The organism is Romboutsia hominis (assembly GCF_900002575.1).
Classification (GTDB): Bacteria; Bacillota; Clostridia; order Peptostreptococcales; family Peptostreptococcaceae; genus Romboutsia_C; species Romboutsia_C hominis.
In genome coordinates, this window is sequence record NZ_LN650648.1 from 1,047,170 (window position 1) to 1,061,502 (window position 14,333).

Annotated in this window: 20 protein-coding genes; 15 read left to right on the forward strand and 5 right to left on the reverse strand. The window is 24.8% G+C overall.

From position 1 onward, the window contains the following. The first annotated feature begins 138 nt into the window (after positions 1-138). Positions 139-1,440, forward strand: coding sequence for a D-alanyl-D-alanine carboxypeptidase family protein (locus FRIFI_RS05040; protein WP_242977274.1), 1,302 nt, complete (start codon positions 139-141; stop codon positions 1,438-1,440). 146 nt (positions 1,441-1,586) lie between these two features. Next, entirely contained in the window at positions 1,587-2,429 is an 843-nt protein-coding gene (locus FRIFI_RS05045) for a L,D-transpeptidase family protein (RefSeq protein WP_166505183.1), read from the forward strand. A 209-nt stretch (positions 2,430-2,638) separates the two neighbouring features. Here FRIFI_RS05045 and FRIFI_RS05050 read toward each other — a convergent pair whose 3' ends face one another. Continuing rightward, positions 2,639-3,289 carry an N-acetylmuramoyl-L-alanine amidase family protein gene (locus tag FRIFI_RS05050; protein ID WP_166505184.1) on the reverse strand — a complete coding sequence of 217 codons (651 nt, stop codon included), beginning with the start codon at positions 3,287-3,289 and terminating at the stop codon, positions 2,639-2,641. A gap of 178 nt (positions 3,290-3,467) precedes the next feature. On the opposite strand from FRIFI_RS05050, the gene FRIFI_RS05055 reads away from it, so the two are divergent. The 7 genes from FRIFI_RS05055 to FRIFI_RS05085 all read left to right on the forward strand — a co-directional run bounded on the left by FRIFI_RS05055 (position 3,468) and on the right by FRIFI_RS05085 (position 7,736). Then, complete coding sequence (locus FRIFI_RS05055) at positions 3,468-3,980, forward strand: ECF transporter S component (RefSeq protein WP_092926403.1); 513 nt, start codon at positions 3,468-3,470, stop codon at positions 3,978-3,980. 161 nt (positions 3,981-4,141) lie between these two features. Beyond that, complete coding sequence (locus tag FRIFI_RS05060; protein ID WP_166505185.1) at positions 4,142-4,534, forward strand: ArsR/SmtB family transcription factor; 393 nt, start codon at positions 4,142-4,144, stop codon at positions 4,532-4,534. Positions 4,535-4,545: 11 nt separating this feature from the next. Beyond that, positions 4,546-5,289, forward strand: coding sequence for a metallophosphoesterase family protein (locus FRIFI_RS05065; protein ID WP_166505186.1), 744 nt, complete (start codon positions 4,546-4,548; stop codon positions 5,287-5,289). Between the two features lie 151 nt (positions 5,290-5,440). Then, entirely contained in the window at positions 5,441-5,767 is a 327-nt protein-coding gene (locus FRIFI_RS05070) for an arsenic metallochaperone ArsD family protein (RefSeq protein WP_092926397.1), read from the forward strand. A 258-nt stretch (positions 5,768-6,025) separates the two neighbouring features. Continuing rightward, positions 6,026-6,382: a hypothetical protein gene (locus tag FRIFI_RS05075; RefSeq protein WP_166505187.1), complete on the forward strand. Its 357-nt coding sequence runs from the start codon at positions 6,026-6,028 to the stop codon at positions 6,380-6,382. 310 nt (positions 6,383-6,692) lie between these two features. Next, on the forward strand, positions 6,693-7,052 hold the full coding sequence (locus tag FRIFI_RS05080) for a PH domain-containing protein (RefSeq protein ID WP_092926393.1): 360 nt from the start codon (positions 6,693-6,695) through the stop codon (positions 7,050-7,052). A 48-nt stretch (positions 7,053-7,100) separates the two neighbouring features. Further along, positions 7,101-7,736 (forward strand): hypothetical protein, encoded by a 636-nt coding sequence (locus tag FRIFI_RS05085; protein ID WP_166505188.1) that lies wholly within the window; start codon positions 7,101-7,103, stop codon positions 7,734-7,736. Between the two features lie 107 nt (positions 7,737-7,843). Here FRIFI_RS05085 and FRIFI_RS05090 read toward each other — a convergent pair whose 3' ends face one another. Together FRIFI_RS05090 and FRIFI_RS15525 are read right to left on the reverse strand one after the other, a co-directional pair. After that, the gene (locus FRIFI_RS05090) at positions 7,844-8,317 is read right to left on the reverse strand and encodes a GNAT family N-acetyltransferase (protein ID WP_166505189.1); all 474 of its coding nucleotides are present in this window, start codon (positions 8,315-8,317) and stop codon (positions 7,844-7,846) included. Positions 8,318-8,579: 262 nt separating this feature from the next. Continuing rightward, the gene (locus FRIFI_RS15525) at positions 8,580-8,687 is read right to left on the reverse strand and encodes a helix-turn-helix transcriptional regulator (protein ID WP_166506233.1); all 108 of its coding nucleotides are present in this window, start codon (positions 8,685-8,687) and stop codon (positions 8,580-8,582) included. Between the two features lie 334 nt (positions 8,688-9,021). Between FRIFI_RS15525 and FRIFI_RS05100 the strand changes: the two genes are divergently transcribed. The 4 genes from FRIFI_RS05100 to FRIFI_RS05110 all read left to right on the forward strand — a co-directional run bounded on the left by FRIFI_RS05100 (position 9,022) and on the right by FRIFI_RS05110 (position 11,384). Then, positions 9,022-9,669 carry a VanZ family protein gene (locus tag FRIFI_RS05100; protein ID WP_207733510.1) on the forward strand — a complete coding sequence of 216 codons (648 nt, stop codon included), beginning with the start codon at positions 9,022-9,024 and terminating at the stop codon, positions 9,667-9,669. Between the two features lie 114 nt (positions 9,670-9,783). Then, entirely contained in the window at positions 9,784-10,029 is a 246-nt protein-coding gene (locus FRIFI_RS15140) for an MBL fold metallo-hydrolase (protein WP_242977275.1), read from the forward strand. Next, the gene (locus FRIFI_RS05105) at positions 9,992-10,519 is read left to right on the forward strand and encodes an MBL fold metallo-hydrolase (protein WP_242977276.1); all 528 of its coding nucleotides are present in this window, start codon (positions 9,992-9,994) and stop codon (positions 10,517-10,519) included. The genes FRIFI_RS15140 and FRIFI_RS05105 overlap by 38 nt, the downstream gene beginning before the upstream one ends. Positions 10,520-10,970: 451 nt before the next feature. Further along, positions 10,971-11,384, forward strand: a complete 414-nt coding sequence (locus tag FRIFI_RS05110) for a universal stress protein (protein ID WP_092926381.1) — start codon at positions 10,971-10,973, stop codon at positions 11,382-11,384. 453 nt (positions 11,385-11,837) lie between these two features. Here the strand turns inward: FRIFI_RS05110 and FRIFI_RS05115 are convergent, their stop codons facing one another. Both FRIFI_RS05115 and FRIFI_RS05120 read right to left on the reverse strand, forming a co-directional pair. After that, on the reverse strand, positions 11,838-12,011 hold the full coding sequence (locus FRIFI_RS05115) for a hypothetical protein (protein ID WP_166505190.1): 174 nt from the start codon (positions 12,009-12,011) through the stop codon (positions 11,838-11,840). Positions 12,012-12,053: 42 nt separating this feature from the next. Continuing rightward, positions 12,054-12,443: a DUF2500 domain-containing protein gene (locus FRIFI_RS05120; protein ID WP_242977277.1), complete on the reverse strand. Its 390-nt coding sequence runs from the start codon at positions 12,441-12,443 to the stop codon at positions 12,054-12,056. A 360-nt stretch (positions 12,444-12,803) separates the two neighbouring features. Between FRIFI_RS05120 and FRIFI_RS05125 the strand changes: the two genes are divergently transcribed. After that, positions 12,804-13,517: a polyphosphate polymerase domain-containing protein gene (locus FRIFI_RS05125; protein ID WP_242977278.1), complete on the forward strand. Its 714-nt coding sequence runs from the start codon at positions 12,804-12,806 to the stop codon at positions 13,515-13,517. Between the two features lie 15 nt (positions 13,518-13,532). Continuing rightward, positions 13,533-14,204 (forward strand): DUF4956 domain-containing protein, encoded by a 672-nt coding sequence (locus FRIFI_RS05130; protein WP_166505191.1) that lies wholly within the window; start codon positions 13,533-13,535, stop codon positions 14,202-14,204. Positions 14,205-14,333: the final 129 nt, after the last annotated feature.

Genomic DNA, 14,333 nt, shown 5'->3' on the forward strand with positions numbered 1-14,333 from the left:
TCGATTAAATCACTCTTATTCTATTAGTAAGAGTGCTTTCTTACGTCTAAGAAGGCTATATTTAGGCTAAGACCAAGAAAAAAGCTATAAAACTTTAAAAGTAGCAACTAATAATATACGATAGAAATGAGGTTTAAAGTGAAAAAATTTAAGTCTTTTAAGACAATAATTCTAACAATTTTAATATTAGCACTAACATCTGTTAGTAGTTTAGCTAATGCCCAAGATAACACAGGTCAAATCCAAGGAATAGTTGCTGAGTCGGCAATAGTTATGGATATGGATACTGGCGAAATTATAGCATCAAAAAATGCCGATAAGCAAATGCCTGTAGCAAGTACTATAAAATTACTAACATCATTAATTTACGCAGAAAATACTTCAAAGTCAGAGCAGATTTCGTTTACTGAAGATGCACTTAAAACTACTCAAACAGCATTAAATAACTTTAAAAAGGTTAATCCAGGAGATAAAATTTCAAGTGATGATCTTATGAAAGCAGTTATGATTTTTTCTGCTAATGATGCTGCATATTTAATGGCAGACTCTGTAGCTGGAAATACTAAAGATTTCGTAAAGATGATGAACGACAGAGCAAAGTCTATGGGATTAAAAGATACACATGTAGTAAATCCATGTGGATTAGAAAGTAATGCTCTAAATCCAGAAAATAAAGAAATAAACTTATCAAGTGCATACGATATAGCAATAATTGCAAGAGAAGCTTTTAAGAATGAATGGATTAGAGATACCATATCAGAAAAAAATAAAAAGGTAACTGTTAACCTAGCAGGATCACCTGTTATTATTGAAACAAGAAATAAAATGCTTGGCCAACATGGCAATATAGGTGGAAAGACAGGAAATGAAGCTAAAGCAGGTCGCTGCTTTGTTGGTTTCTTTGAAAGAGATGGTAGAAAATTAGTTACAGTTGCTCTTAATTCTGTGTATGGGGCAAATGATGTAGATGTATTTAATGATACAAAGATAATTGCAGATGATGGATATAATGCTAAAAAGCAAGTATTTAAAAAAGCTGGAGAAAAGATTGATACAGTAAAATTAGAGTACAAGTTATTTGGGTTATTCGGGCCTAAAAAGACTGTAGATGCTCCAATTGTAGTATCAAAAGATATAATGTATTATAAAAATCCTATCAATGATAAAAATGCAAAAATAGAATATAACACTAAAGATAAAAATGCATGGAAATTAGCAGATAAAGAAGTAGAGCTAACATTTTCATTACCAAATTATAAAGCAAAGGTACCAGGAAAAGTGGATATATCATTATTTGATTTAATTAAAGCTAATATAGTACCATATGGTATTTTTGTTGCTGTTGTAGGAGTTGTTTTAGCAGTGTCTATAATATTGTATAGGAAAATATCTACAAATAGAATGCGTAAAAGAAAAGGATATATATTTTATAAAAAATAAATATAAAAAGCACATTGATTAATTAGTCAATGTGTTTTTTATATTTAAGAATAAAAATTTTGTATTAGCTAGTATTGAGTATAATGGTGCCAAATAAAGAAAAAGCCTCATAGGATATTATAAGAAAGTAAATTTAGAGGTGAAGTATGAAAGAATATAAAAGACAACAACAAAATTTATATAAGTATACCTTAGCTAACACTAATCTAAGAGAAGAAAAGTCTACTTCTTCAAATGTAATCACTGTAATACCTGCAAGGTCTAAGGTTCAAGTTATTGAAGCTGAAGAATATTGGTATGAAGTATTATATAATGGAAAAAGAGGATATATATATAGTGATTATTTATCCAAAACGAAATATACATGGACAGATGTTACTTTAAGATCTTATCCATCTGCTGAATCAAATCCAGTAACTACAATTCCTCCAAAATCTATAGTACAAGTTCTGTCTGTAAATGGAGATTGGAGTCATGTTATGTATAATAATCAAGAAGGATATATATTTAGCTATTTCCTTTCTGATGATGGAAACCTACCTAAAGAATATGATTTTAAGTACTTTTACACAGATATGACAAAGTTTGTAAATGATAATAAAATTAAAAGTCCCACTACAAATTTAATTACAACAGATTTAAAAAATAAGCTTACTTATATATTTGAAAAAAATCATGATGGTTCATGGAATTTACTTTATAAGTGGTCATGTACAGTAGGAAAACCTAGTACACCAACTATTAGGGGAACTTTTTATGTTAGCGGTAGAAAGCCTTACTTTGGATCTGATATTTATAGGGTAAAATACGCTACTAGAATCCGAGGTAGCTACTATTATCATTCAATTTTATTTAATGCAGCAGGAACTGAAATAATTGATGATAGACTTGGTATGGCTTTGAGCCATGGATGTGTTAGATTAGCTACAGAAAATGCTATGTGGATTTATAATAATGTATTAGATAAAACTACTATAATTATAAATTAACTGATAATTTAAATTCATTTTAATTTCTTTTAGTCTATAGTTTTCAGATAATATGATTAATATAAGATGTATTTGAATATAGATTAAGTATAAGGTTTAATATTTATAAGAAGGAGGAACGAATCGTTCCTCCTTGATTTATATATTATTAAAATTGAGAATAAATATAATTAGATAATATATTTTATACTTTTTTACACATCTATCTCTTATATTATATAAGTATCACTAAATCCTTTAGATATAGCTTTGTTTTTAAAATTTATAGCATTTTTCATATCCTCAAAAGCTCCTATACACACACGATATAGTTTTTTATTATTCATTTCCTTATTTACAAAAGATAAAAGCTCATTAGATATTGTATTTGCTATATTTTCCAGGAAATAACTATTAGATAGATTTTTCTCAAATTCTATATTTGATATAAAATCTATTTCTATTAATAGTGCAGGCATTGTTGTTTTTCTAAGCACATAAAATTCTTTTGATATTTTCACTCCTCGATTTTTAGTATTTATTGATTTTGATAGAGAATTACAAATGTTTTTAGATAGGTTATATAGTTTTGAATTTTTGGCGTATACCCATACTTCGCATCCTCTTACTGATTTATTATTTGATGAATTTAGGTGGATGCTTATAAAGTAATTACATTTTTCTTTATTTGCCTTATTTACTCTTTCTTCTAGTGTGTGGTATGTATCATTTGTTCTACTTGTTATTATAGTTTTATTTGATTTTTCTAATGTATTTTTTATTAAGTTTCCTACCTTTAAGACTATATCGCTTTCTTTTGAAAACTCTCCTAATGCTCCTGGGTCTTTGCCACCATGACCAAAATCTAAGTACCATTTCATATTATCAACTCCTTTTTATTAGATTCTATTAGAGAGAGTCTTTAAATTAAATTAATATATGTGTATGAGTTTAGTTTGTCCTTAAAAAACAAATTGTATGGTTACAATTAATATTGAGAATTTTTATAAACACAAATATAATTAACTTATAAGATACTCAAAATTTGGAGGGAGTAATATGGATAATAAAACTAAGAAAATCGTAATAAATGGACTTATGATAGCATTAGTATGCCTTGCTACAATGACTATTCAAATTCCAATACCTGGGACACAAGGATATGTAAATGTAGGTGATAGTGTAATATTTATTTCATCAATTTTATTTGGACCATTTACAGGAATGATTGCAGGGGGAGTAGGTTCAGCACTAGCAGATATTTTAAGTGGATATTCTCATTGGGCATTATTTACTCTTATTATAAAAGGTTTAGAAGGATATATAGTAGGTGTTACTATATTAAAAAGACATACAATGATAAATATGGTTTCTTCAACTTTACTAGGAAGTATAGTTATGGTAATTGGTTACTTTTTAGCAGGTATATTATTAAATGGAGGTGTTTTAGTTTCAGCAGGTTCTATACCAGCAAACATAGTTCAAGGAATAACAAGTATAGTTATAGCAGTTCCTATTACTTGCTCTTTAAGAAAAACAAGTTATGTAAAGCGTCTTAATGCTCAACACTAAAAATAAAGCCAAGGATTTTTATCCTTGGCTATTTTTATTATATTAAGCTAATTATAAAGAAGAAGGATATAAAAAAGAATTGATATAATAGTTTACAAAATTAATTTTTTAGCATACCATATGATTAAAAGTGAATATGATAATTTGATGAAGGAGATTTTATGAAGATAATACAAATGTTAAAGGCTCTAGGAGATGAAACTAGAATAAGAATAGTCAATATTTTAAGAGAAGGTCCATTATGCGTTTGTGAAATTGAATCAATACTTAGAATTACACAATCTAATGCATCTAGGCATTTGAATAAGTTAATGAATGCTAATATAGTTACTTATTACAAAGAGGCAAAATATGTGTATTATAAATTAGATGAAAAAACTTTAAAAAAATATAACTTTATAAAAGTTTTTTTAGAAAATGAATTAGATAAAGAGGAAAAATTAAAATATGACTATGATATTTTAACAGCCTATAAAGATGCTGGATTAAATTGTGAAAATGTATCTAAAGTCAAAGATATAATTTGTAAAATTAACAAAAGAAAATCACTTTAGGAGGGAAGAACATGAGAATAGCAGTAATATCAGATATACACAGTAATATATATGCACTTGATAAAGTTTTATTAGATATTGACAAAAAAAATGTAGATATGATAGTATGCACAGGTGATCTAGTAGGATATGGAACTCGACCAAATGAAGTTATACATAGGATAAAGGAAGAAAATATACTTACTATAATGGGAAATTATGATGATGCTATAGGAAACTCTAAAATAGTATGTGGATGTGATTATCCAGATCCTAAAGATGCTCATAATGCTGGACTTTCAATGCATTTTACAGGGAAAGAAATAACTGAAGAAAATAAAAAATATTTAAGAAATCTTCCGAAAGAAGTAGTATTAATTTTTAACAATAAAACTATAAGATTTGTTCATGGAAGTACTAGAGTAATAAATGAATACTTAAAGGAAAACTCTAAAGAAGCAGATGAAGTTATGAACGAGTTGGTAGAGGATATATTAGTTTGTGGTCATACGCACATACCATATGCAAAGTATCATGGAGAAAAATTACTTGTAAATGCAGGAAGTGTAGGAAAGCCAAAAACTAATAGACCTGATGCAAATTATGTAATTATAGATATAAAAAATAATGATGAGTTATCAAAAACGTATTCAAGTGTTGAAGTTGAAATAATTGAAGTAGAATATAATTTTGAGAAACTAGCAAAAGAAATTGAGGAAAATGAAATACTTCCAAATAAATTTGCAAGACTTATAAGAGAGGGTAACTCAAAATAAATCTATATTTAAGATAACATATTTATATTAAATATAAGTAAACATATTCATAAATTTGAATATGTTTATATAAGTAAGAAGTATTTGTTGAAGTAGCAAATAAAACCAGATACTAGTTTGTAAAATAAAATTATATAGAAGGTGAATAATTGTGAGAATAGAGATTTTTGAATCAATGAATTATGGAATACAAGGTTTAACGGATACATCTAAGGATATGAAAGCTTCAAAATTTTATCAAGATTTAAATATGTTAAAGTCTCAATATAACGATATAGAAGTTTTAACTTATAAGGTGGATGTATATGGAGCTAGACCTAAAAAAATAGATTTTTTAATAAATACAGGTGGAAATAAATTAGTCAAGGAAATGAGCAATAAAAAGTTGCCCATAATATTTATAAATGATGAGATTATCAAATGTGGAGAATATCCAAATATAGAAGAAATTAAAGCGTATATACAAGCTAGTAATTAGTTTTAAATATAAAATCAGAAAAATAAGAATAAGGAGGAGCGATTCGTTCCTTATTTTTATTTGCATAATATGTAAAAATATAATTGAAAGATTAAAAAAGCAATATATGAAAGGTATATAAAGTATTATGGAAAAAGAAATAATATTCTTGTTTAATTAATTTTAAAAATTAATATATGTGTATATATTTGATATAAATCGTAACTATTATATCTAACCTAATCTATTATATAATTATAAATAAAAGGGGAGATTTATATGTCAAATATTAAAAATGATTGTAACATTATGCAAAATCATATAAAAAAATCAAAGTCTAATTTAAGTGTATTTATGTATACAACTAACGCAATTATGTTTATGCTAATGACACCTTTTGTTAAACTTCACGAGAAACACTTTAATAAAGTTGAAGAATATGTAAATATCCTTAATGATTATTGTAAAGAAAATAATTTAGATATAAAATTTGATAAATTTTATGAATTTGAAAACTCATCTATTATGTACAGTCAATTACAACTAGGAGCATTAACCGTTAAACAATATGAAGCAAGAATAAAATATTTAAATACCCTAAACGAGAATATTGAGTATTTAAAAAGGTGTATATAAATAATCGTGAATCGTAATTAAATTATTTATATATTTTTATAACTTAATAACATAAATAAAAAGTGATTTAGAATAATTTCTAGTCACTTTTTTTATTTAACTAAATATTTTTAAAAGGCCTTATTTTACAATATATTAAATAAAAAAATTAATATATTAATATATTTAACTGTAAATTCTACTAAAAAATATAAAAAAATTAATAAGACGACTAAAAATGGCAAATTTCGACAAGGTAGATATGTATAATTAATATGGTGAAAATCAAAATAACAATATCTGGTATTTAATAAAGAAAAGGAGATAAAGTATGAACATAGTAAAATTAGGATTTTTCGGATATGAAAATATGGGAAAAGAACATGAAGGATTCAATCACTTCTTAGGAACTAATGAAGAAATAATATACTCATTTAAAGGAATAAGAGATGAACTTGTATTTACAGACAAAAGAGTAATAATGCTTAATATCCAAGGATTAACAGGAAAGAAAAAAGAATTTAGGTTTTTCCATTACAACAAAATAAACAGCTATGCAATAGAGAGTTCTGGAAGTTTTGATTTAGATAGTGAAGTTAAGTTAGTAATAGGTAGTGTTCAATATGAGTTTGAACTAGGCAAAGGCATAGATGTAATGGCTATAGGTAGATTAATAAGTGATGCAGTATAAAAATTTTTAAATAGGAATAATAAATTTTGTATTAAGGAGAGCAATTATATGAATAAGTTTTTAACTAAAATTAGGGAAATGGGTGCAAAGAAAGTAATAAGCTATATAGTTACATTTGTAGTAGCAATTTTCCTAGGAATAGGTATGGGAGCATCTGGTATGGTATCAAAAGCTGACTATGACGAATTAAAATCAAAGTATGGTAAAGTAAGTAATGAACTAGAAAGCTCAAAGAACACAGTAAATGAATTACAAGCAAAAGTAGATGAAGCAAAGCCATTTTTCGAAATGAAAGATGCAGAAAAAGAGGCTATGAAAATAGAAACTCATAAAAAAGAAGAAGAAAATAAAAAAGAGCAAGAAAGAATAGCCAAAGAGAAGAAAAAAGAAGAAGAAGCAAAAAAACAAGCTGAATTAGATGCAAGAAGTATAACTTTAGGAAATGGAACTTATTTAGTAGGTAAGGATATACCAGAAGGTGTATATGATTTATATGCTGTAAAAGGTGGAGGAAATGTAATGTCATCTGACTTTAGAGTAAATCTAATAATGGGCGTAAGTGGAAATGATGATTTTTATCAAAGAGAAGAACAAAATGTAGTATTAAAGGATGGCACTAATATAGAGCTAAAGGGAGTTACAATAAAATTTGTTCCAGATGATGGGTACGTTATAAATAACTAATAAAAAAAGAGGAACGAATCGTTCCTCTTTTTTTATTTGGATGTGTTATATACTAGAGATAAAATTTATAGTAGGAGTAAAATGCTTATAAATTTAAGATTATTCATTTAATATGCAGATAAACTGGAATTTATATATTTTTTCATTATATAATTCGTTAGCCTTATACCATTTCTCTCAACAAATTGTTTTTTTATTACTTTATATCTACGCTTTTCAAAAAATGGTTTTGCAGTTATGGATGAATGAGTTATAATGTATTCTACATGGTATCGCTTTTCTAATTTATCGCAAAGAGCAGTAGCAATACCAATGTTTTGATAATCCTTATGTACATATAATCTATCTAGATATCCTTCATTATTAATATCACCAAAGCCAATTATCATATTATTTTCTTCTGCAACCAATGTATAGTTATTTAAAAAAGATTTATCCCATTTATAAATATCAATATTTCCTGTAGCCCATACATTTAATTGTTCTTGTGTATAGTCTTTTGCATTAATGAAATGAACAGTATTATAAAACAAATCTGCTATTTTATCACAATCACTTGATTTATATTCCCTTATCTTCATATTTCTTTTCCTCCGAAATTTCTATTTAATTTAAATACATACTTGGTCTTTATTAAATATCTTTTTAAAACTTTATATATCTATATTACAACTTAATTTAAAAAAAGTAATTAATTATCAACAATTATTTAAAATAGAGCAAAATAAAAAAAGACCAGTTTTTTCTAGTCTTTTTATTGTTTATAATTTTATATATTATTTAGTATAACAAGTTTATATTTTAAGTTATTAATTGGTTAATTACAATATTTTTCAATACTATTTAAAATTCAAAGATAAATAGTTTTTCAAGGGGAGTATTTAACTCCTTTGAAATTCTAACAGCTAATTCAAGTGAAGGATTGTACTTTGCATTTTCTAAGCGAGCTATAGTTTATCTTCTAACATTAACTTTATTAGCTAATTCTTCTTGGGTTAATTCATTAAATTGACGATACTTTTTTTAATTACTAATAAACTTTGCCATAATTTTAGTTTCCTGTATCAAATTTATAAGTTAAAAATGCCACCTGTTAATGTGATATATTGATATCTCTATATTACATATATATCACACTCATTTTATATTATGACTTAAATTTAAAAAATACATCTTAATAAATATTAAGAGCTTCTTAATATTTTCTTAATATTTAAAAATTACTATTATGCTAGTATTTATATTAATAAACAAATCAAATTTTGAAAGGAGATAACTTATAATTATGTCGAGTCTTTATCCATTTATTTGTGTAATATTACCTTGTTTAATATACCAAATATTTGCTATAAAACAGGGAGATTTAAAAGAAAAAACATATTTAGTACCACATTTAATATGGGTATATATTTTCTTAATTTATATTTATTTAGCAATTAGTGTAGCAGGGATTGGTAGTGTATGGGATATAGGTCAATATAGTGGAATTATTAGATTAGAAGAAATAAATTTAATTTTATTTAACTCAAATGGTATTTTGACTTATATTTTAAATATTATTATGTTTATGCCTTTAGGATTTTTACTTCCTTTGATTTGGGAGAGATTTAGAAATCCTATTAGAGTATTTCTAACTGGAGTAGGCTTTTCATTAGCAATTGAGATTTGTCAACTATTCAACCATAGAGCTACAGATATTGATGATTTAGTAATGAATTCTTTAGGTGCTGTTTTGGGGTATTTTATATGGATATTTGTAAGCAATTTATTTAATAGCATAAATAAAGAAATTGCTTTTATATCTAAAAGTGAAGATACTATGGATACATATAAAACCACTATGTCCATATCTAAAAATGAGGCTATCATATATCTTATATTATCTGTTTTAGGAGAATTTTTCTTGTACAATTGGTATATTTTCCCTAACTAAGCTATTATATATTAAAAAGATAACTTTTGTATTGTATAATATCAATAAATCAGATGGTTATATGTTAAATAATTTAGATACTAATTTATTGGGGAAAAGATTGGGGGATTATATTTGATAATAACAACTTTAGTTGAGAATACTACAATATCAAAAGAATATAAGAAAAAACATGGATTGTGCTTACATATTAAAACTAGAGAACATAGTATTTTGTTTGATGTAGGTCCAGATGATACATTTATAAAAAACGCTAGAAAGCTAAACATTGATATTTCTGATGTTGATATAGTTATTATTTCTCACGGGCTATACTTCGATAATGAAGTTTGCAAAATATTATGTAGGGCTAGATGCTAAAATTAAGAATAATCATAGAATTGTTTTAATTGATGGTAATTATAAATTAGATGATAGTATATATTTATTTTCAAATGTTAAAGGAAATAATTTAATTCCAAATTCAAATAAATCACTACTAAAAAAAGAAGAAGATAGATATGTTCAAGATAATTTTAATCATGAGCAAAATCTTATTTTAAAAGAAAACAATAAATATACACTTATTGCAGGTTGTTCTCATCGTGGTATAACTAATATTATAGAAACAGCAGAGAAGATAATTGGTAACAATTTAGATATGACTATTGCTGAATTTCACTTGTTCAATCCTGTATCAGTGAAAAGTGAGAGATTTGAATTTATTGAGTTAATGAGCGAGAAACTATCAAATAAAAATATGGATTTTTATACTTACCACTTCACAGGTATAAAACCATTTAATATATTAAAACAACGCCTTAAAAATCAAATTAAATATTTATCAACAGGTCAAGTAATTAAAATCTAATTAATAAATGTAAGGGGGATAGGTATCTTTATTAAATGTATACATACTATATATATAGTTAAAAATGGTTTAAATACATTTAGAGATGAATTAATAAAATTAAGTTTGACATTTCTTTATTCTGAGAGGCTTTACAAGGGTTGAAGATATTAGATTTTTTTAAACTATTACCTAAATACAAATTTAAGTAATAGTTTAAATTTGCATTCTTAAATTTTATCATTTTTATTATTTATAAAATACTTATAAAACAATGAACTAAATCCTCCTATTTTAGAAGTTATAATAGAATCAATAAGTTCAATCATTGGCATAATAACCATTCCTTTTAATATTTAAATTTTTATAATAATTTGGGAAATGTTTTCCAAAAAAGACTATTTTTCTACAATATTTTCTGATAATATATTAAGTATACAGTTAATATTTCTTAAAAAGGATGTGTTGAGAAATGAAAAAAATATTAATTCCTATTGATGGAACAGCAAGAAGCCAAAAATCTTTAGATTTTGTATTAAATAATTTTTCTAAAGATGAAGTTGAAATAGTATTAATAACTGTTAGTGATATTAGCTTAACTAATATTACAAATCCAATGATTATAGATATGAAGATAGAAAAATCTCAAAAAGAAGCAGGTATTATGTTAGAAAAGTTTAAGAATAAATTGCAAGGATATAAAGTAGAAAAATATTGGATATTGGGAGATCCAGGCAAAGAAATTATATCAAAATCAATAGATGGTAAATTTGATGAAATAATAATGACCAAATCTACTAAAAAGAACTTTATTGATTCTATAGGTTCTGTAACTTTATATGTGGTAAAAAAATCTAAATGTACAGTTACTATAGTACCTGAATAGTAAGAGGATTAAATTTTAAAGATTAGATAATTAAAGAAAATGTATAATAAATGCAAATAATATAGATAAAAATAAATCAAAAGTAGTATAATAAATAAAATTTTATAAAAAAGAAAAAAGAGTGTATTTACTAAAATGTAGCAATTTCAATAGATACACTCTTTTTTACTATTTTGAGAATTTAAATTTAGAAATTTGTTATAAACTTTATGTATGAAGAATTATTATATATATCTTTAGAGCTTTTATAAATAAAGTAAGTGAATAAAAGCTTACTACTAAAATTTCAAGAGTTAAAGCTATATATATTATCTAACTTATAATTAGATATTCTATTTTAGAGGCTTAGAATACACTTCTTTTAAATATTTAAGTCTATTAAGCATTTTATTTAAGTTTTTATCAACACTTTCATGTGTTTCTTTTCCTTCATAACCTAATTCTTTATTTACATCAAATATTTGTTAATTCAGAACTAACTATATTATAGTCATTAAGTATGTTTATAGTTTCATATTCATCATTTACATAATTTTCATAACTATCTTTTAGATATTTCTCAAATAATAATTCCTCTATATCTGTTTTATTAGTCGTAGATGTTTTAATTACAGGATAATTATTCAATAAAACCTGTATAAAGATTTATAAATAAACATATTCTGGAGATTAAATCTCTCTTTTAAACTCTAGATATCTACTCCCTTGAAATTTCAAAGTCCCTACATCTCCCTCAACAATCATACCAAATTCTTTTCCTGAAACACTAAACTCCATTCTATCAGTACTTTCAAACTCAAATGTAATATAATAGTTTGTAGATGAACCTCCGTTATGATGTACTCCATTTGAGTCAACATGTCCAGCGTGTCTTATAACTTCACTTCTTTTAGAAACAACTTTACTTTTTATATCTAATATAGGTTGTTTATTATTGTAAGACCATTGATTAACACCTCTAATTATATTAATTATAACTGTACCTAAAATAAGAAAAAAGATTATAAAAAACATGACCGTAAATAAGTCAAAAGTTGGATCAAAAAAATACATATCCATAATAGATACCCCTCATTTCGTATATATTTTAAAAATGTAATTTATGCTAATTTTAAGCTATAGATTCATTTATGTGGTAACAAAATAGATACATTTTTGATTATTCTTAAAAAATACATACTAAAGAAATCTAGTAAAAAAGCCCTTAAAATCTAAATAAATAGATTCTAAGGGCTTTAACTTTATGTAAAATCTATAAATATATTTATTTGATAAATCTTAAATAAGCATTCATGGTATCAGTATATTCTAAATTAATTATATTTTTATTTAAATATTTCTTTAATATTAGAAAAAAAGTCCCTAAATATTTAAAAAAATTTGTATTATATATCGAAAGATAATTTAGGAGGTGAAAATATGAGCAATATTGACATGTTATCTGTATCAAGAAAAGAAGTAAAGTTTTTAGTTTCTCTTATAGATAGAATTTACTTGTTAAATTCTTTAAGTAAAGTATTAACTCCAGATAAATATGGTGATTATAATGGCTATAAAACAAGAAGTGTATATTTTGATAGTATTGATAATGAAGATTTTACACAAAAGTTAGTAAAAACTGAAAAAAGAAAGCGTGTAAGACTAAGAATATACAACACTACGGATACTTTTGCTAAGTTTGAAATTAAGCGAAAACATTTAGACAGAGAATTAAAAGAAAGTATAACAATTTCTAAAGAAGATGCAATAAAGTTAATAAATGGAGATTATTCTGTACTATTAAAATATAATAATAATCCTCTTTCACATTATGCATTTAATCTAATGAAAACTCATAATTATAGACCAGTTTCTATGGTTGAGTATGATAGGAGAGCATTCACACATGAAAGCTTTAATACAAGAATAACTCTTGATAACAATTTAAGGTATACAAACTTTAATTATAATTTATTTGATGAAGATATAAACTTCAAACAAGCTATGCCTAAGGATCAAACTATTCTTGAAGTTAAATATGATAGATTCTTGTTTTATCAGATACAAGAAATTTTATCAAAATGTAATTTTATTGGGAAGCCTCCAAGCAAGTATGGAACATCAAGACAATTATTAAATAGATATTATTATTAGACAGGAGATGATATTATGAATCAAATTTTAAAAGGAAATATAGATATAAACTCAATAATTCAAAATGCACAAACACCAAAATTTATTATACAAAGTATTATCATGACTATTGTTTTTTCTGCAATAATTTATTATACATATAAGCTTTCATATGATACGCTAAATTATAATAAGAAATTTAATATAACACTTGTTATGATAGCTTTTATAAGTACTGTTCTTATGGATTTAATTCAAAGTAATTTAGCCATATCTCTAGGAATGCTAGGGTCATTATCAATAGTAAGATTTAGAACAAATATAAAAGATTATAGAGATATAGGATTTATTTTTTGGAGTATGTCAGTAGGTCTTGCATCAGCCACACAAAATCTTTTTTTATGTCTAATAAGCTCTTGTTTAATAGCTTTATTTATGATTATTACGGGAAAAGAAAGTAAGTGTGGAAATAAATTATTGCTAGTTGTAAGAGGTAAAGAAGTTAATTTAAATACAATTCAAGAGATACTTGATAAATATAAAATTAAAAATAATATAAAAGCTAAAAATATATTAAGTGATTCCTTTGAGCTAGTTTACGAGATAAAGGTATCAAATAATCAAGATAATTTATTGATAGATGACTTACTAAAGTTTGAAAAAATAGATAGTGTAAATGTATTAGCACCAAGTACAGAAGTTATATAAAGAACAAAAGCAGATAGTTTACTAAAATATCTGATTTTACTTATTGGACGATATATAAATTAATAATTTAAATTAAGAAATTAATATTAGTAATGTAATTGAACATTACTAATATTAATTTTATCAATA